17 protein-coding genes are annotated in these 17,112 nt (G+C 67.2%); 8 read left to right on the forward strand and 9 right to left on the reverse strand.

The window, feature by feature from the left end; all coding sequences use genetic code 11:
* Window positions 1–48 precede the first annotated feature (48 nt).
* Window positions 49–1,062 (reverse strand): Zn-dependent oxidoreductase, encoded by a 1,014-nt coding sequence (locus tag HWX62_RS07020; protein ID WP_175932324.1) that lies wholly within the window; start codon window positions 1,060–1,062, stop codon window positions 49–51.
* Between the two features lie 115 nt (window positions 1,063–1,177).
* On the opposite strand from HWX62_RS07020, the gene HWX62_RS07025 reads away from it, so the two are divergent.
* The gene (locus HWX62_RS07025) at window positions 1,178–2,071 is read left to right on the forward strand and encodes a LysR family transcriptional regulator (RefSeq protein ID WP_175932393.1); all 894 of its coding nucleotides are present in this window, start codon (window positions 1,178–1,180) and stop codon (window positions 2,069–2,071) included.
* Window positions 2,072–2,143: 72 nt separating this feature from the next.
* Here the strand turns inward: HWX62_RS07025 and HWX62_RS07030 are convergent, their stop codons facing one another.
* From HWX62_RS07030 to HWX62_RS07040, 3 genes are all read right to left on the reverse strand, one after another.
* Window positions 2,144–2,857, reverse strand: a complete 714-nt coding sequence (locus HWX62_RS07030; protein WP_175932325.1) for a riboflavin synthase subunit alpha — start codon at window positions 2,855–2,857, stop codon at window positions 2,144–2,146.
* 183 nt (window positions 2,858–3,040) lie between these two features.
* Window positions 3,041–3,268 carry a hypothetical protein gene (locus tag HWX62_RS07035; RefSeq protein WP_175932326.1) on the reverse strand — a complete coding sequence of 76 codons (228 nt, stop codon included), beginning with the start codon at window positions 3,266–3,268 and terminating at the stop codon, window positions 3,041–3,043.
* A gap of 117 nt (window positions 3,269–3,385) precedes the next feature.
* Window positions 3,386–5,248, reverse strand: a complete 1,863-nt coding sequence (locus HWX62_RS07040; protein ID WP_175932327.1) for an ABC transporter ATP-binding protein — start codon at window positions 5,246–5,248, stop codon at window positions 3,386–3,388.
* Window positions 5,249–5,732: 484 nt separating this feature from the next.
* On the opposite strand from HWX62_RS07040, the gene HWX62_RS07045 reads away from it, so the two are divergent.
* Window positions 5,733–6,614: a Dyp-type peroxidase gene (locus tag HWX62_RS07045; protein WP_175932328.1), complete on the forward strand. Its 882-nt coding sequence runs from the start codon at window positions 5,733–5,735 to the stop codon at window positions 6,612–6,614.
* Window positions 6,615–6,709: 95 nt separating this feature from the next.
* Here HWX62_RS07045 and HWX62_RS07050 read toward each other — a convergent pair whose 3' ends face one another.
* Together HWX62_RS07050 and HWX62_RS07055 are read right to left on the reverse strand one after the other, a co-directional pair.
* A complete protein-coding gene (locus tag HWX62_RS07050; protein WP_175932329.1) occupies window positions 6,710–7,111 on the reverse strand; it encodes an OsmC family protein in 402 nt (133 codons plus the stop codon).
* A gap of 98 nt (window positions 7,112–7,209) precedes the next feature.
* A complete protein-coding gene (locus HWX62_RS07055; protein WP_175932330.1) occupies window positions 7,210–8,133 on the reverse strand; it encodes a LysR family transcriptional regulator in 924 nt (307 codons plus the stop codon).
* 461 nt (window positions 8,134–8,594) lie between these two features.
* Here HWX62_RS07055 and HWX62_RS07060 point away from each other — a divergent pair, with 461 nt between their 5' ends.
* The 6 genes from HWX62_RS07060 to HWX62_RS07085 all read left to right on the forward strand — a co-directional run bounded on the left by HWX62_RS07060 (window position 8,595) and on the right by HWX62_RS07085 (window position 14,639).
* Complete coding sequence (locus HWX62_RS07060; RefSeq protein ID WP_175932331.1) at window positions 8,595–9,671, forward strand: helix-turn-helix domain-containing protein; 1,077 nt, start codon at window positions 8,595–8,597, stop codon at window positions 9,669–9,671.
* A complete protein-coding gene (locus tag HWX62_RS07065; RefSeq protein WP_175932332.1) occupies window positions 9,620–10,936 on the forward strand; it encodes an Nramp family divalent metal transporter in 1,317 nt (438 codons plus the stop codon). The genes HWX62_RS07060 and HWX62_RS07065 overlap by 52 nt, the downstream gene beginning before the upstream one ends.
* Before the next feature lie 80 nt (window positions 10,937–11,016).
* The gene (locus tag HWX62_RS07070) at window positions 11,017–11,607 is read left to right on the forward strand and encodes a phosphatase PAP2 family protein (protein WP_175932333.1); all 591 of its coding nucleotides are present in this window, start codon (window positions 11,017–11,019) and stop codon (window positions 11,605–11,607) included.
* A 479-nt stretch (window positions 11,608–12,086) separates the two neighbouring features.
* On the forward strand, window positions 12,087–12,875 hold the full coding sequence (locus HWX62_RS07075; RefSeq protein ID WP_175932334.1) for an SDR family oxidoreductase: 789 nt from the start codon (window positions 12,087–12,089) through the stop codon (window positions 12,873–12,875).
* Between the two features lie 37 nt (window positions 12,876–12,912).
* Window positions 12,913–13,929, forward strand: a complete 1,017-nt coding sequence (locus HWX62_RS07080) for an NADP-dependent oxidoreductase (protein WP_175932335.1) — start codon at window positions 12,913–12,915, stop codon at window positions 13,927–13,929.
* A 197-nt stretch (window positions 13,930–14,126) separates the two neighbouring features.
* On the forward strand, window positions 14,127–14,639 hold the full coding sequence (locus tag HWX62_RS07085) for a thioesterase (RefSeq protein WP_175932336.1): 513 nt from the start codon (window positions 14,127–14,129) through the stop codon (window positions 14,637–14,639).
* Window positions 14,640–14,685: 46 nt separating this feature from the next.
* Here the strand turns inward: HWX62_RS07085 and HWX62_RS07090 are convergent, their stop codons facing one another.
* The 3 genes from HWX62_RS07090 to HWX62_RS07100 form a co-directional block, all read right to left on the reverse strand.
* Window positions 14,686–15,738, reverse strand: coding sequence for an AI-2E family transporter (locus tag HWX62_RS07090; protein ID WP_175932337.1), 1,053 nt, complete (start codon window positions 15,736–15,738; stop codon window positions 14,686–14,688).
* A gap of 235 nt (window positions 15,739–15,973) precedes the next feature.
* On the reverse strand, window positions 15,974–16,558 hold the full coding sequence (locus tag HWX62_RS07095) for a YSC84-related protein (protein ID WP_175932338.1): 585 nt from the start codon (window positions 16,556–16,558) through the stop codon (window positions 15,974–15,976).
* Between the two features lie 64 nt (window positions 16,559–16,622).
* A complete protein-coding gene (locus tag HWX62_RS07100) occupies window positions 16,623–17,009 on the reverse strand; it encodes a DUF883 family protein (protein WP_175932394.1) in 387 nt (128 codons plus the stop codon).
* Between the last annotated feature and the right edge of the window lie 103 nt (window positions 17,010–17,112).

The raw sequence follows: 17,112 nt of genomic DNA on the forward strand, positions 1-17,112 counted from the left end.
CGAACCGCCTGCTTTCCGGGGCGGTTTTTTCCCATCCGGCGTCGATCGTCACGTGTCGCTGCGATCCCCGTGCACCAACACCGCCTTGGCGCCCTCCGCCGATTCGTACCGCATCGCCTCTTCGATTTGATCGAGGCGGAACAAGTCGCCGATTTTTGTCCTGAACAACGGATCGTCAATCACCCGTTCCAGGTTGCCGAGCGCGCGGACAAGGTTGTCGGGTTCCTTCACCGTGCGGCTGTCGAAATTGCTGAACCGCTTCATCGTCAGATTTTTCGCCATGAACAGTACGGAAGGCATCACGACCGGCGACGCAGCGTCCAGAAATCCGTACACGTAGACCGTCGGGTTCGGCGGCAGCACCGGCAACACGTGACTGAGCAATTCGCCGCCGACGCCATCAAAAACGGCTGTCGCGTTCAGTTCCGCCGCGAGCGAAGCAAGCTCGCGCTCGAATCCTTCTCGCGTGACGATCACGTGCTCGACGCCGGACGCGCGCAACGTGTCGCGCGCGGCGTCGCCGCGAACCAGAAAGATCGCTTGCAGTTGCCTGTCGCGCACGAGCGCCGCGATCCCACGGCCCGTTGCCGAATTGCCAGCCGTCACGATGACACCCTCGTGCCCGTCCCGTTCGGCTTCGTCGAGAAATGCGTAAGCCGTCATCGCGTTCACGAGCGAGCCGCAGTAATCCCGCGCAGAAACGTGCCCGGGCAAAATCAGGCACGCGCGGTAGGGCACGTGTGCGCGCTCGGACCACAAGCCGATGCCGCGCGGGCTTCGAGCCAGCGAGCGATAGATCGCAACCTGTTTGCCCAGGTATCTTTGCGGCACACCATCACCGACGGCGATGACGCTTCCCGCACCGGATGCGCCCCAGACGGCGTGTTCGCTCAACGGCAACGCAAGCCCCGCCGCTGCCGGCCTTTTGAGGAACGTCTTGTCGCCGTGGTTGATGGCTGACGCATCCATGTCGATCAACACGTGGTCGGGTTCGGCGTCGAGCGGCGTGGGAATGTCGCGCAGTTCGAGTTCGCGGTCGGGGGTCACGCTGAGTGCTTTCATGGTCGGTCGTGTCGGGGGCTGAACAACCGTGAATCTACGGCGATTTCGATATTGCCGAAACGGCGTGTTCCGACATACCATCAATTCCATTTTGGAATCGCCGGGAAGCACGCTGATGGATCGTCTGGAGGCAATTCGGCTGTTTGTCCGCCTTGTCGAATGCGGCAATTTCTCGGCCGTGGGGCGCGAACACGGAATAGGACAGCCTGCCGTCAGCAAGAAAATCGGTGCGCTCGAAACCCACCTTGGCGCGCAGCTTCTGTTGCGCACGTCGCGCAAGGTCATCGTCACCGAAGCGGGGCTCGCGTTCTACGAGTCGGCCAAGCAACTCGTCGACGATTTCGACGTGCTCGAGGCGTCGGTGGGCGACCGTCAGCGCGCCCCCAAGGGCGTCGTCAGGGTCAACACGGCACCGGCACACGGACGGCTGTGCATTACCCCTTTGTTGCCGGAATTCTTCAAGCGCTACCCGGACGTTAGCGTCGAATTATCGGTTTCCGAGCGGCTGGTCGATCTGGTCGGCGATGGCGTCGACCTTGGCATCCGGCACGGGCAGTTGATGGATTCGTCACTCACCGCCAAAAAGCTGACCGACGCGGATTTCCTGCTCGTCGCCAGTTCGGATTACGTTGCTGCACATGGCGAGCCACGGCGACTTTCCGACCTCGATCGGCACGCGTGCGTGGTATTTTCGAAAGATCGCGAGCCGAAACCGTGGGCGTTCAGGGTCAACAAGGAAACCGTCTCCTACGTGCCGCACGGCTCGCTGACGACGGGCGACGCCGAACACATCCGGGCGTCCGTTTTATGCGGCCTTGGCATTTCGCAAGCGCCGTCCTGGCTGTTCGAGAAAGATATTCGATCCGGAAAGGTTCGCGTCCTGCTGCCGCGGTTGCAGCCTGAACGCTTCCCCATCCATCTCGTCTACCCCGCGGGCCGGCGCCTTCCGATGCGGGTCCGGGTGCTCGTCGAATTTCTGGTGGCGGCCTTCAGGAACGGCAAGCCTTGACCGGCGGGAGCGCCACCGGCGAATCCGCCTGCGTTCCCGCGCGACACACCCTGGCACGCAGATCGTCGGCCTTTACGGCTTCGGCAGCCGCGCGACGTTGCGCGCCAGCAGTTCCTCGATATCGATGCCTTTTTCCGCCAGCAGCGCGGTGACGACGCCGTTCAATTCGCCGAGCGTTTCCTTGACCGATTCGCGGATCGTATCCACGACGACCTGGGTGCTGCGTTCGATCTCGATGTTGACCGTGTCGTCGACGCCCTTCGCATCGAACGTGGTCGCGCGGCGCGTTTCGGGAATCAGCCAGACGTCGAACCAGCCTTCGTCGCGATTGACGTCCGACACGGTGAGGCTGCAGCCGTTGATCGCGATGTAGCCTTTCGCGAACACATAGCGCTTGAACTCGGCCGGCACGCCGATGCGGACCATCCGGTTGTGTTCGGACGTCGCGACGTGCAGGATGGTCCCCATGCAATCCACGTGGCCGGACAGCGGATGCCCGCCGATTTCCGCGCCGTCCTTCGCGGCCCGCTCGACGTTCACGCGCGCGCCGGTCGTGAGGCCGGCCAGCGTGGTGATCCGCAGGCTCGGCAGCATCACGTCGAAGTCGATCAGTGCCGGCGAATGGATGGTCGTCACGGTCAGGCACACGCCGTCGACCGACACGCTCGCGCCGATCTCGATATCGGTGGTGAACCCGTCGGGGAACGCGATGCTGAACGTTCTCAGTTCGCCGTGATCCTTGATGGCGTCGATGACGCCGATACCCTGAACGATGCCTGTAAACATGGTCTGCCTTTGGTGCCTGTGGTCGCAAATTGCCCGGCCGGTATGATAAGTGATCCGGGCCGACGCGGCCGGGCGCGGTCGGGCGGGGCGCTCGCGATCGAGAAAGTAAATCAATGTCAACTCGATCGCCGGGATGTTGCCAGCCGATTCCGTGACACGCTAGGATATGCGCGTCCCACGTTTTTAGCCGAAGCCAAACGTTTGCTGGCGGAAAAATTCCAACAATTCGGCAAGCGTGGGTCCATATGAGCGTTCGATGTCAGGAAAATAGCCCCACCCGCACACGATGTGGCGATGGGGCAGGAAGGCATCTGCTCTGGCACGAGGAAGATGCAGTGCGACGTGAAGCGGCGACGCAGCATGGTCAAATACAGAGCCATAGCGGTGAGCATTGCGCGCGATTGCTTCCATTTCGGATGCATTCGCGAGCCGGCCCCGCGGCAATGGCCGCCGCCGATACGCACGGATGTACTGCGAAGCCCGCGACAGCGGGCTTTTTTTTTATCCGTGCGTCCGATCGTCGTCCGATCAGGCTTCGGCGGGCTGGCCGAGCGGGCCGGTCGCGTCGCTGCCGAGGGCCTGCCGCGCATCGACCAGCCCCTTCGCGAGTTCCAGCGCCTGCCGCTCGAACAGCCGGCGATAGATGCCGCCGTCGATCCGGATCAGCGCGTCGTGGTCGCCTTCCTCGATCACCTTGCCGCGATCGAGCACCAGCAGCCGGTCGAGCGAGCGTACCGTCGACAGCCGGTGCGCGACCACGAGCGTGGTACGGCCGACCATCAGCCGTTCCATCGCCTGCTGGATCAGCACCTCGCTTTCGCTGTCGAGGCTCGACGTCGCTTCGTCGAGGATCAGGATCGGCGCATCGGCGAGGAACGCGCGCGCGATCGCGACGCGCTGGCGCTCGCCGCCCGACAGCTTGATCCCGCGTTCGCCGACGAGCGTGTCATAGCCGTCCGGCAGCGCGGCGATGAAGTCGTGCGCGCTGGCCAGACGCGCGGCGCGCTCGATCTCGGCGCGGCTCGCGCCGGGGCGCGCATACGCGATGTTCTCCGCGAGCGTGCGGTGGAACAGCACGGGCTCCTGCTGGACGATCGCGATCTGGCTGCGCAGCGAATCCTGCCGCACCTGCGCGATGTCCTGGCCGTCGATCGTGATGCGGCCGCCCGACACGTCGTACAGGCGCTGGATCAGCTTGATGAACGTCGTCTTGCCCGAGCCCGAATGGCCGACGAGGCCCACGCGTTCGCCCGGCGCGATCCGCATCGAGAAATCCTCGTACAGCGACACCGGATGGTTGCCGTAGCGGAACGTCACGTGCTCGAAGCGGATCTCGCCTTGCCGGATCCGGATGGCCGGCGCGCCGGGGCGATCGTCGATGCCGAGCGGCTGGCGTTCGAGCGCGACGAGTTCTTCCATGTCGTTCACCGAGCGCTGCAGGTTGCGGATGTGCATGCCGACGTCGCGCAGATAGCCCTGCAGCATGAAGAACATCGTCAGCGCGAACGCGATGTCGCCGACGCTCGCTTCGTCATTCACCCACAGCCGCAGCGCGACGCCGATCATCGCGGCCTGCATCGCGACGAGCATCGCACCCTGCAGCCCGCCGTTGAACGTGCCGCGCACCCACGTGCGGCGCGTACGCTGCCGCCACTTGCCGATCACGCGCGCGAGCCGCGCTTCCTCGCGCGCTTCCGCGCCGAACGCCTTGACGACCGCGTTGCAGCTCACGGCGTCGGCGAGCGCGCCGCCCATGCGCGTATCCCACAGATTGCCGAGCCGGGCGGCCGGCGCGACGATGCCGAGCGACACCGCGACCGTCACCGCGATGTACAGCAGCGAACCCGCGCCGACGACGAGCCCCATCACGGGCCAGTGCGTGCCGAGCAGCACGGTCGCGCCGACCAGCATCGTGACCGACGGCAGCAGCGCGATCAGCACGGTGTCGTTGAGCAGGTCGAGCGCCCAGATCCCGCGCGTGATCTTGCGCACGGTCGAACCCGCGAAGCTGTTCGCGTGCCAGTCGGTCGAGAAGCGCTGCACGCGGTGGAACGACGCGGCGGCGATCTCGCTCATCATGGTCAGCGTGAGCGTGATGATGTTCAGGTAGACGCCCTGGCGCAGCACGGTCGCGCCGATGCCGAGCGCGGCGAGCGTGCCGAACGCGACGAGGGCCGAATGCCAGGCGGCCGCGCGGTCGGTCAGGCCGGCCGACAGCGCGTCGACGAGGCGGCCGGCGAACAGCGGCGTGAGGACGTCGGCGAGCGCGGCGAGCAGCGCGAAGCACGCGACCGTGGCGATGCGCGCCGGCTGCTTGCGCCAGTAACGGGAGGTGAAGCCGAAGACGGCCTGGAACGCGTGGCCGCCCGGACGGGAGGTTTTTCTGGTCATGTATCGTTGCCCGGCGCATCGCGCGACGGGACTTTCCGGTTCGGAGAACGTCGAAAACGCAACAGCCGGGCCGCGCGAAACACGCGGGCGGAACGAAACGGGCTGTCGGGAAAAGCGCGGCTGACGGGTTAGCGGAAAACTCGGGAGCCGGCGCGGACGGCGGGCTGGATCAACTGCGCCGTGAGACCACGTTCGGGAAGGTTGCTGGCATTCGGAACATCTGCACCTCCCTGAAGTGAACGGTTGAAGAAAGGACGCCGAAAAGACGTGCTGGGATTTTATCAGGACAGTCGCGCCCGCCGCAACGTCTGACGAATGCGGCGTTGCAGCGTCGATACGGTTAGTATTCAGGGTTTTGGCCCCTTTTCGCGTACGTTCCGCGACGACGGGCACGGGCCGGCGGGCGCATCGATTACACTTGCGCGTCCGCGGCGCGCGACGAAGCGGCCCGCCAGATTCACTCCGAACCATTCCCGAGGAAACGATGAGCGACGTTCAGCAAGGCATCCTGGCTCCGATCGATACGGCAGCCCGATACCTCACTTTCACGATGTCGAACGACGGCAATGCCGCGGCGGCGCTGGCCGCGCTGCGCGAGATCGTCGACGGACGCGACACGATCGTGGGTGTCGGGCACGCGTTGGCCGCCTATCTCGGGCATCCGGTGCCGGGCCTGACCGAGTATCCGGCGTTCGCGGTGAACGACCGCACGCTGCCGATGACGCCGGCCGACGTGTGGGTCTGGCTGCGCTCGGACGATCGCGGCGAGATCGTGCTGCGCGCGCGGGCGATCGAACGCGCGCTCGCGCCGGCATTCGCGCTGCAGGACGCCGTCGACGGCTTCCGCTATTCGAACGATCGCGACCTGTCCGGCTACGAGGACGGCACCGAGAACCCGGAAGGCGACGACGCGCTGGCCGCGGCGATCGTGACGGGGCAGGGCGCGGGGCTCGACGGTTCGAGCTTCGTCGCGGTGCAGCAGTGGCTGCACGACTTCGACCGGATGGAGCGCATCGCGTCGGGCGACATGGATCACATCATCGGGCGACGCCGGTCGGACAACGAGGAACTCGACGACGCGCCCGAATTCGCGCACGTGAAGCGCACCGCGCAGGAAAGCTTCGCGCCCGAGGCGTTCATGCTGCGTCGTTCGTCGCCGTGGTCGGACGCGCGCCGTGCGGGCCTCTACTTCGTCGCGTTCGGCTGCTCGTTCCGCGCGTTCGACGTGCAGATGCGCCGGATGAGCGGCGCGGAAGACGGGATCGTCGACGGCCTGTTCCGCTTCACGCGGCCGCTGACGGGCGCGTATTTCTGGTGCCCGCCGATGAAGGACGGCAAGCTGGACTTGTCCGCGCTGGGACTGTAAGCGCCGCGCGGGATCGACGAACGGGCGGGCCGCGCCGGATGCGCGGCCCGCCCGTTTCGTTTTTCAAGGGCAGACCGTACGGCTTGCCAAGTGCGTCAGTTCAACGTCGTGTCGATCCGCGTGCCGCGCTTGATGAACTGCGTCACCGGGGTTTTCTCGCAGATTTCCGCGAGACGCTGGCGCTGCGCGTCGTCGAGCGGGCCGTCGAGCGTCACGACGCGGCGCACGTATTGCACGCCTTCCCGATCGGCATGCAGCTCGGTGCGCACCGCAATGCGTACCGCCGGCCACGTCTTGCGCTGCATGTACATCCGCAGCGTCGCGGCCGTGCATTGCGCGAGCCCGGCCAGCACGAACTCGTACGGCGCCGGCCCGCGATCCTGGCCGCCTTCGCGCGGCGCTTCGTCGCCGGTCAGCGCATGCGTGCCGGCCTGCAACTGGACGACGTAGTCGGGCGCGTCGGCTTCGAGGACGGCGGCGGCGTGGATGAGCGACATGGCAGGTCTCCGGTAAGCGGGTAAAGGAAAGCGGGCGCCGCGTGGCGGCGTGCAGCCGTCAGCATACCGTCCCGGTCGCGCAAGCGTGCGCCGTGCCGCTACGCGTGGGCGACGCCGGCGCTGCTGCGCACGAGCGCGGCGATGCGCTCGCGCACCCACTGATGCGCGCGATCGGTGTCGCGCGATTCGTGCCAGTACGCGAGCAGCGGGAACGGCTTGAGCCGCAGCGGCAGCGACCGCACGGCGATCGGCAGCAGCGCGGCCATGCGCACCGCATACGTGTGCGGCAGCGTGACCAGCAGGTTGCCGGCCGCGGCGATCTGGCACGCGGCGAAATAGTGCTGGCAGGTGAGCCGGATATCGCGGAAGCGTCCGTCGTTGCCGAGCAGGACGTCGAGCGATTGCGGCTCGCCGAGCGACGACACGGCGATATGCTGCGCCGCGAAATAGTCGCTGCGTCGCAGCGGATCGTGCGCGAGCGGATGATCGCGGCGCAGCGCGACGACGAGCGAATCGTCGAGCAGGTGGTCGGTGGCGATGCGCGGGCCCGTCTGCACGCGACGGTCGACGACGAGGTCGAGGTTGCCCGACGCGAGTTCGCGTTCGATGTCCGACACCGCGACGCGGCGGCTGACGAGCCGCAGGCCCGGCGCTTCGTCGGCGAACGCGGCGACGATGCGCGGCAAGGCGATGGATTCGAGCACGTCGCGAATGCCGACCGCGATGCTCAGGTCGAGCGTCGCCGGATCGAACGCGGACGGGTCGCGCGCGGTGCCTTGCAGGCCCTTCAGGTGCAGTTGCACGTCCGCGATGATCGATCGCGTGCGCTCGGTCGGCACGACGCGGTTGCCCTGACGCACGAACAGCGGATCGTCGAAATGCGCGCGCAGCCGGTTGAGCGCATGCGTGACGGCCGGCTGCGTGAGATGCAGCGCGCGGGCGGCCGCGCCGATGCCGCCGTGCACGTAGACGGCGTCGAGCACGCGAAACAGGTTCAGGTCGAGGCGATGATCGGCGGGCACGGAGCGCGGGCGGTGTGGTGGAGGAACGGATCGATTCTAAAGGATGCGCAGGCAACGGATGCGCCGGTTGGGATGCGCGGCGATCGTGCGCGTTCGATGTATATCGATGGCGTTCGGCCGACGCGCAATGCAATCGAACACGCACGTCATGGTGCATGACGGCCGCAACAATCGGCCGCATCGCATACGCGTTTCTGTGCCGGCATACCAGCGGTGCGCGGCAGCCTGTAGTAATCCGCCATCATGCTGTCCCCGTCGGCCATTTCGCGCCAAAGGCGCTACCCGTTCGGCTAAGATGCCGTCGCTTCATATTCGGGATAGCCGTCCTGTCGCACGCATTCAAACCAAATATAAGCCTGACAGTTCGACGGTATTAGAAGAAGTCGAACAAGTCGGGGGCTTGGCCAGTGAATGCAGCAGATCAGCAGTGGGTCGTTATCTATTTGAGTACGGGGTTTTCGTTGGCCCAGGCCGCACGCCTTGGCGAAGCCTTCAACCTGGCGAATCGCCTGCATGCGTACAGCGCGGATTATCAGTTGAAGTACGTGTCCGAAAGCGGGGGGCTGTTGCAGTCGTCGTCCGGCGTGCGCATCGCGGCCGAGCCGCTCGGCGACGAACACGGCCGTCGCGCGCTCGCGTTCTTTCATCTTCATGGCGAGCGCGCGACCGTCAACTGGGACGACGCATTGCAGCGGCGCCTGGCCGACATTCGCCAGCATGCGCGCTGGATCGTCGACGCGATGGATCTGCCCGCGCTCGCCGCCGCGCGGCGGCCGTCGTCGTCGACCGACGTGCGGCCGGGCAGGGCAGGGCGCCGCGCCACCGAGACGATCGAATTGCAGGCCGGCGAGACCGACGTGTTCGCCGCCGCGCTCGACATGTTCCGTGCCGACCTCGGCGACAGTGCCGCGCAGGAAATCGCCAGCAACATGATGCGGCCGGTCGAGCAGCGCTATGCGCAGTCGATGTGGGCGTTTCGCGAACTGAGCGCGAGCCCGTCGATCCGGATGTCCGCGCAGCGGCTGCGCGCGCAGAGCGTGAACCGCATCTCGATCGCGGACGCCGCGCGGGCGGCCGCGATGAGCGAGCGCAATTTCCTGCGGCGTTTCAAGAAGGAAATCGGCGTGACGCCGACCGAGTTCGTCCAGAACGTACGGCTCGAGCGCGCGTGTCACATGCTGATCCATACGACGCTGCCGGCCGACAAGGTGGCGCGGCGCACCGGCTTCGGCAGCGGCGAACGGCTCGCGAAGCTGTTTCGCCAGCGCCTGTTGATGTCGCCGACCGAATTCCGCATGGCCGAGCGGGAAAAGATCCTCGCGCACGGCGCGGCGTCGACCGATCCGGACGAAGGGCTCGCCGCCGCATGTTGCGACGGCGACGGCGAAGATGACGGGGCGGGTTGCGACGCGTGCGTGGCCACACGCGAGAAACCGGGACGGATACCCGTAAAATCGTCATGTCGCGATCTCGATTCCCGGTTTCCATGCCCTTCCTCCCCTCTACCGCCACCGCCCCTTTCTGCCCGTCGGAAGTAAAGGGCAGCATCACGATCGACGCCGCCGCGCCGCGCTGGCAGAAGCTCAGGCGTTTCTTCGGCCCCGGCCTCCTGGTCGCGATCGGCTACATGGATCCCGGCAACTGGGCGACCGATATCCAGGCCGGCTCGCAGTTCGGCTATTCGCTGCTGTGGGTCGTCGCGTTCTCGAGCCTCGCGGCGATCTTCCTGCAGATGCTCGCGGCGCGGCTCGGCCTCGTCGCGGGCAAGGATCTCGCGCAGGCCAGCTACGACCGCTATGGCCGGTTCGGCCGCGTCGTGCAGTGGATCACCGCCGAAGTGTCGATCATCGCGTGCGACATCGCGGAAGTGCTCGGCTGCGCGCTCGCGTTCAAGCTGCTGCTCGGCGTGCCGCTCGCGTGGGGCGTCGTGCTGACCGCGCTCGACACGGTGATCGTGCTCGGCCTGCAGGGCAAGGGATTCCGGCAGATCGAGGCGATCGTGCTCGGGCTGATCGCGACGATGGCGTTCTGCTTCGTCGCGCAGGTGGCGATCACGCCGCCCGACTGGCATGCGGTGGTCGGCGGGCTCGTGCCGGGCGACCCCGGCCACGACCGCAAGGATGCGATCGTGCTCGCGCTCGGCATCGTCGGCGCGACGATCATGCCGCACAACCTGTACCTGCATTCGTCGGTCGTGCAGACGCGGCACGTGGTCGGCGGCACGCGCGGCGTGATCCGCGACACGCTGGCGCTCGTGCGCATCGATACCTGCGTGTCGCTGTTCGTCGCGATGCTCGTCAACGCGGCGATCCTCGTCGTCGCGGGCGCGGCGTTTCATGCGACGGGCCGGCACGACGTGACCGACATCGAACAGGCGTACCGGCTGATCGCGCCGATCGCGGGCGGCGCGGCCGCGCTGTTGTTCGGCATCGCGCTGCTCGCGTCGGGGCAAAGCTCGACGCTGACCGGCACAATCGCCGGCCAGGTGATCATGGACGGCTTCCTGCATACGAAGATCCCGTGCTATCAGCGCCGCCTGATCACGCGCGGGCTCGCGCTCGTGCCGGCGCTGATCGGCGTGCTGTGGCTCGGCGACGGCTCGGTCGGGCAGTTGCTCGTATGGAGCCAGGTATTGTTGAGCCTGCAGTTGCCGTTCGCGATGTGGCCCCTGATCCGCTCGGTCAGCGATCGCGGCACGATGGGCGAACATGCGATCGGGCGCGGGATGCAGGTGGCCGCGTGGGCGCTGTTCGCCGTGATCACCGGCACGAACCTGCTGTTGATTACCGGTGTCGTGGGCTGATACAGCCTGTCACAGGCTGACACAGGCACGCTGCATGCATGCGGTAAACTGCGCTCTTTCGATCGTCTCCGAAGTGCCCTATGTGGAGTGAAATCAGCAACATCGGCGATGCCGCGCTCACCCTGCCGATCGCGTTGACCTGCGCGGCGTGGTTCGCGTTGACCGACTGGCGTCTTGCCGCCCGTTGGGGCGTGCTGCTGGCCGCCGGCATGGGCGTCGTCGGCGCGACGAAGATCCTGTATGCCGGCTGCGGCATCGAGCTGCCGCAGTTCGATTTCCGCGTGATCAGCGGCCACACGATGCTGTCGACGTCCGTGTGGACGGTCGCGCTCGCGATGCTGTGGCAGGCGTTCCGGTCGGGCAAGGCGCCCGGTATCGCGGCCGGGCTGGCTGTCGGCGCGATCACGGCCGTCGCGCGCGTGTTCGATCACTCGCACACGGTGCCCGAAGTCGTCGCCGGCTGGATGCTCGGCGCGCTGGTCGCGCTGGTGTTCCTGCGCGGCTACGACGGCGCGCGGCAGCGCGCATTCTCGCCGCGCGTCGCCGCGGTCTGCCTGCTGCTCGTGTCGGGCATCGCGTACGGGCACCGTGCGCCGTTCCAGCAGATGATCGACACGCATTCGCCGCAGTTCTGCGCGTTCATGCGCGCGCCGTCGGGCGACGGCTTCTGACGGGTGCCGATGGCGGGCGCCTCGGCGCCGCCTTCTTGCCGCCGGCGCTCCTCCGGCGTGTTTCGGCGGGGGCATGATGCCACGCCGGTTCATCTTCCCGATCGCGTGATCCCCGGTGCGGAACACACCGCCCGTTATCCCGGCCATTGCCTGGCCGGCCAGCCCGCCCGACCGGCCGCGCCGGCCTGTTTGCGCGTCGGCGCCGGTACGCGCAAGTCATGAACGGCGCCTATGACCGGGCATAACGAATATTCATTTCATCGATTGGCGGCATTCGCGTACGCTGGCTGTCGTTCGAGCGCGGGCAGGCCGCTCGGCCGGTCCGGCGTGCCCCGCATTCATCTCGATATACTCCCGGAAACCGTGCGATGCGTCGTCATGTCGGCGCACCGGCAGCCGGCACACGTCGGCTGGAAGAGGCACGGCAACTCCGTCGCGGCAGCGTTCCGTGACGACGATTCACGACAGGAGCAGGTCACATGACAATCGTTTCTCCGCGCCTCGCCGGCAAGTGCGCGTACATCACGGGCGCCGCGGGCGGTCTCGGCCGCGCGATCGCGCGCCGGATGGTCGAGCAGGGCGCTCGCGTGTTCCTGACCGACGTCGCGGAAGCGGCGGTGCTCGATGCGTTCGCACAGGAACTCAACGCGGGCCACGCGACGCCGGTTGCGTTCGCCGCGACCCAGGATGTACGCGACGAAGCGCGCTGGCAGGCGCTGCTCGCGCAGGCGACCGATGCGATGGGCGGGCTGTCGGTGCTCGTCAACAACGCGGGCGTCGGCTCTATCGGCTCGCCCGCGCAAATCGAGCTGGACGAATGGCGGCGCGTGATGGCGATCAACGTCGAGAGCATCGTGCTCGGCTGCAAGCATGCGCTGTCGTATCTGGCCGAGAGCCATCCCGCGTCGATCATCAACATCTCGTCGGTCGCCGCTTTCAAGGTCGAACCGGATTTCACCGCGTACAACGCGTCGAAGGCGGCGGTCGCGTCGCTGACGAAGTCGGTCGCGATCGATTGCGCGCGCCGCGAGATCGACGTGCGCTGCAATTCGATTCACCCGGCGTTCATCCGCACGGGGATCGTCGAGCCGTTGTTCCAGTCGCTCGGCGAACGCGACGCGACGCGCAAGCTCGCGCGCGGCATTCCGCTGCGCCGGCTCGGCGAGCCGGACGACGTCGCGCACGCGGCCGTGTATCTCGCGTCCGACGAGAGCCGCTTCGTGACGGCCGCCGAACTCGTGATCGACGGCGGCATGTGCGCGGTCTGACACGGATCCCGAACCACAACGATTGGAGGAGAACAGCATGTCGACACCCGTGAACCGCCAACTGCTGCTGAAGACGCGCCCGGAAGGGCGGGTCGGCCGCGAACATTTTTCGCTCGTCGAGACGCCGGTGCCGGCGCTCGCCGACGGCGAAGTGCTCGTGCGCGTGCTGTACCTGTCGATGGACCCGACCAACCGCGTGTGGATGAGCGACGTGCCGCAGTACCTGCCGCCCGTCGCGATCGGCGAGGTGATGCGCGCGCTCGGGATCGGGCGCGTGGTCGCGTCGCGCCATGCGGGGTTCGCGGAGGGCGACCTCGTGCAGGGGCTGGTCGGCTGGCAGGACTACGCGGTCGTGCCGGCCGAGCAGGCCGCGCAGCTCGTGAAGCTGCCCGCGCAGTCGGGCCTGCCGCTGCCGACGCTGCTCGGCGCGTGCGGAATGAGCGGGCTGACCGCGTACTACGGGCTGACCGACATCGCGCCGGTGCAGCCGGGCGAAACGCTCGTCGTGTCGGCGGCGGCCGGCTCGGTCGGCTCGATCGCCGGACAGATCGGCAAGATCCACGGCGCACGCGTGGTCGGCATCGCGGGCGGCGCGGACAAGTGCCGCTACCTGACCGAGACGCTCGGCTTCGACGCGGCCGTCGACTACAAGGCCGACGATTTCCGCCAGCAACTGAAGGCGGCGACGCCGGACGGCGTGCATGTGAACTTCGAGAACGTCGGCGGGGAGGTGATGCGCGCGGTGCTGTCGCGGATGGTGATCGGCGGGCGCGTCGCGCTGTGCGGCGTGATCTCGAACTACAACAGCGCCCGCGCGGCCGACGACGTCGGCGTGCTGATCTCGAAGCGGCTGACGATGCGCGGCTTCCTGATCCTCGACTACCGCAAGAGCCGCGAAGCCGTGCAGACGCTCGCGGGCTGGCTGCGCGACGGCCGGCTCAAGGCCGAGGAAACCGTGGCAGACGGTCTCGAAAACGCCCCCGACGTGCTGAACCGCCTGTTCGACGGCGACCATCGCGGCAAGCTCGTGCTGCGGGTCGATCCGGACGCGTGACGGGCGTGCAACGCCGGTCGCAGCGGGCCGCGGGGCCGCGTCGACGGCGCTGAGTTCGATCGATCCGGCCGCAGTTTAGGACTTGTCCCATATATTGTCCGGGCCGCTCTCCCTACAGTGATGGCCAGTACACAGGCCGCGTGACCGACGCGTCGCGCCGCCTGTTTTTCTGGTGACGCGGCAGAGGAGAGGGAAACATGCGGAACAACGCGAAGCGGTCGATATCGGCAACGGCAGTGGGCGCGGGCGGCATGCGCAAGCTGGGGTTCGGGCTCGGTGTCGTACTCGCGATGTCGGCTGTCGTGTCGAACGCGATCGCGGCCGGACAGCCCGCTTCGGATGGCGTCGTGCGCTTCACCGGTTCGCTCGTCGATCTCTACGACGTGACGCTCGATGCCCCGGCGGGCGTGCGTGTCGACACGAGGGAGGCGGCCGGCGGCGGGGCAGTCGCCACGCTCCGGTTCGATGCGCACGGCCGGCACCTGCCGGGCGCGCAGGTGGCGCTGGTCGGGCCCGACGGCGCGCCGTTCGAGCCGGACGGCGGCGCGGCGGTGCGTGCAACGTGGCGCGATGCGCGCGACGGACGAAGCGTGCGGCTGGCACCCGGCCAGGTTCATCGCGTCGGCCCGCACGGCGGCGTGATGACGCTCGCGGCGGATGAAACGACGGGCGCCGCGGCGCCCGTCGTGATCCATATCCGTCATCCTTGACCGGCGCTTTCCGCACGCGTGCGGAGCGCCGGTGGCCGGACGGGCGTCATTCGCCCTGTTCGGCGCGCGCGTAGATGTCCCAGCTCGCCATGAACAGCGCGGCGACGAGCGGCCCGATCACGAAACCGTTGATGCCGAACAGCGCCATCCCGCCGAGCGTCGAGATCAGCACGACCCAGTCGGGCATCTTCGTATCCTTGCCGACGAGAATCGGGCGCAGCAGGTTGTCGACGAGGCCGATCACGCCGACGCAGAACGCGACGAGGATCACGCATTTCCAGACCGCGCCGATCATCAGGAAGTAGAGCGCGGCCGGCACCCAGACGAGGCTCGCGCCGATCGCGGGCAGCAGCGACAGGAACGCCATCAGCGCGCCCCACAGCACCACGCCCTCGATCCCGAGGATCCAGAAGATCAGGCCGCCGAGCGCACCCTGCACGAGCGCGACCGCGATGTTGCCCTTCACGGTGGCGCGCACGACCGTCGTGAATTTCGCGAGCAGCAGGTTCTTGTGCTCTTCGTCGAGCGGCAGCGCGCGGCGCACGCGGCGGCCGATCTCGCCGCCGTCGCGCAGCAGGAAGAACACCATGTACAGCATCACGCCGAAGCTCACGACGAACTGGAACGTGTTCTGGCCGATGCTGAGCGCCTGGGTGGCCGCGAACTGGCTGATCTGCGCGGCGCCGTCGGTCAGCTTCTTCTGGATGCCCGGGATGTTGGTCAGCCCGTACTTCTGCAGCAGGTTCTGGATCGACGTCGGCAGCGCGTGAATGATGTCGTGGAAATACTGCGAATAGTTCGGCTGGGCGTCCTTGAGCTCCTGGTACACGTACGCGATTTCCTGCACGAGCGTGGCCGCGACGAACACGAGCGGCAGGATCACGATCAGGATGATCAGCGACATCGTGACGAGCGCGGCGAGGTTGCGCCGCTTGCCGAAGCGTGCGGCGAGCCAGCGCTGCACGGGCTGGAACAGGATCGCGAGAATGGTGCCCCAGAAGACGGCGCCGGAGAATGGCGCGAGGATCCAGCAGAGTCCGACGGTGACCGCGAACAGCAGGAAGTAGAAGAATTTTTGGTGATCGTGTCCGCTATCCATGGGTGACATTCGCGCAGATTGATGCGTGGTTTGATTGAATCTCGTTGTCCCGTGCGCGATCGGTTCGCGAACGTCATGGGTTCGCGCCGCAACGCGCCGCCGGGCGGCCCATGCGGAGTATGCCCGCAAAGGTGCCGCCATCATAGCCGCTGCGTGAGACGCATGCGAAAACGCCGCGGCCGGGGCCGCGGCGCTGCCGGGAAGCGAACGCGGCGCGAGGCCGCGTGCCGCGTCGTCAGATGTTGAGCTTGGTGACCTTCGTGCCGTTCACCGACAGGTCGCCCATCAGGCCCGCGTTGGTCAGCACCAGCACTTCCACCGGTGCGGTAGCCGTGTTGGAGTCGACCGCGCCGTTCGCGCCGACCTTCACGACCGCGACCGATGCGTCGGCGCCGGCCGACCAGCCGTCCGACTTGCGGAACGAGTCGAGCGCATCCTGCGTCATGAACAGGAACACGATCGCCTTCGACTGCGCGCCGGCCTGCAGGCCGACCGACAGCGACGACGTGTTGTAGTAGCCGACGGTGCTGCCGCCGACGCGCAGCGCGCCGTTGCCGGACTGGCCGCCGACGATGAAGCCGGCCTGCAGCACGTTCGGGAACACGAGGACGCCGCGGGCTTTCGAGACGAGGTCGCGCGAACCCGGTACCGTCGAATACAGGCGCGACAGCGTCGCGTTCACGCTGGCGTCGATCGACTCGCGCTTCGACGCGCTGGCCGCGGCGCTATCGGGTTTGCCGGACGTGGTCGTGCAGCCGGCGAGGGCAAGGCTGCCGAGCATCACGGCAGCGGCGGCTTTCATGGCGAGGGATTTCTGCATGGCGTTTCTCCTTCGTTGTCTGGTGGATGACGGGCGGGGCGGGCGGCGGTGCATGCCGCCCCGTTCAACGGCGGGAAAGGAGCAGGCCCGCGACGAACGCGAGGCCCGCGACGACGCCGGCGGTTTGCCACGGGTTGTCGTGCACGGCCTGCGACACGCGTTCGGCCGATTCGCGCAGCCGGGCGGCCGCGCTGCCCGACGCGTAATCGAGCGCGCCGCGCGCTTCATCGAGCCGGGATTGCACGCGCTTGCGCAGCGCGGCGATATCGCCATCGCCATCGTTTTTCAGCAGATCTTCCAGTTCGTCGACCAGCCCGCGCAGATCGTCGGTCACGTCGGCATGCAGGTCGCGGGCAGCCGAGCGCGTCGTGCGGCCCACGCGCCGGCCGGTGCGACGAATGTCGGACAGGCCGCGGTCCAGCTTGTGTTCGATCGAGTCGGTAAGCGCCATGGTGTTTATCCTCCTTCGATTCCAGGCAATTTGAAGATAAGACGAGTCGCAGCAACTGATGTGATTCACTTGATCCGCTTGAGTTTCGAGACAAATTTTCAAT

The sequence above is a fragment of the Burkholderia sp. BCC0506 genome, from assembly GCF_902833145.1.
Lineage (GTDB): Bacteria > Pseudomonadota > Gammaproteobacteria > Burkholderiales > Burkholderiaceae > Burkholderia.

Bases quoted from the DNA above. Each gene is read 5' to 3' on its own strand.
- HWX62_RS07065 (WP_175932332.1), top strand. From the start codon at position 9,620: ATGCCCTTCCTCCCCTCTACCGCCACCGCCCCTTTCTGCCCGTCGGAA.
- HWX62_RS07035 (WP_175932326.1), bottom strand. From the start codon at position 3,268: ATGGAAGCAATCGCGCGCAATGCTCACCGCTATGGCTCTGTATTTGAC.
- HWX62_RS07025 (WP_175932393.1), top strand. From the start codon at position 1,178: ATGGATCGTCTGGAGGCAATTCGGCTGTTTGTCCGCCTTGTCGAATGC.
- HWX62_RS07030 (WP_175932325.1), bottom strand. From the start codon at position 2,857: ATGTTTACAGGCATCGTTCAGGGTATCGGCGTCATCGACGCCATCAAG.
- HWX62_RS07050 (WP_175932329.1), bottom strand. From the start codon at position 7,111: ATGTCGCTCATCCACGCCGCCGCCGTCCTCGAAGCCGACGCGCCCGAC.
- HWX62_RS07090 (WP_175932337.1), bottom strand. From the start codon at position 15,738: ATGGATAGCGGACACGATCACCAAAAATTCTTCTACTTCCTGCTGTTC.
- HWX62_RS07070 (WP_175932333.1), top strand. From the start codon at position 11,017: ATGTGGAGTGAAATCAGCAACATCGGCGATGCCGCGCTCACCCTGCCG.
- HWX62_RS07040 (WP_175932327.1), bottom strand. From the start codon at position 5,248: ATGACCAGAAAAACCTCCCGTCCGGGCGGCCACGCGTTCCAGGCCGTC.
- HWX62_RS07100 (WP_175932394.1), bottom strand. From the start codon at position 17,009: ATGGCGCTTACCGACTCGATCGAACACAAGCTGGACCGCGGCCTGTCC.
- HWX62_RS07045 (WP_175932328.1), top strand. From the start codon at position 5,733: ATGAGCGACGTTCAGCAAGGCATCCTGGCTCCGATCGATACGGCAGCC.
- HWX62_RS07085 (WP_175932336.1), top strand. From the start codon at position 14,127: ATGCGGAACAACGCGAAGCGGTCGATATCGGCAACGGCAGTGGGCGCG.
- HWX62_RS07080 (WP_175932335.1), top strand. From the start codon at position 12,913: ATGTCGACACCCGTGAACCGCCAACTGCTGCTGAAGACGCGCCCGGAA.
- HWX62_RS07020 (WP_175932324.1), bottom strand. From the start codon at position 1,062: ATGAAAGCACTCAGCGTGACCCCCGACCGCGAACTCGAACTGCGCGAC.
- HWX62_RS07095 (WP_175932338.1), bottom strand. From the start codon at position 16,558: ATGCAGAAATCCCTCGCCATGAAAGCCGCCGCTGCCGTGATGCTCGGC.
- HWX62_RS07075 (WP_175932334.1), top strand. From the start codon at position 12,087: ATGACAATCGTTTCTCCGCGCCTCGCCGGCAAGTGCGCGTACATCACG.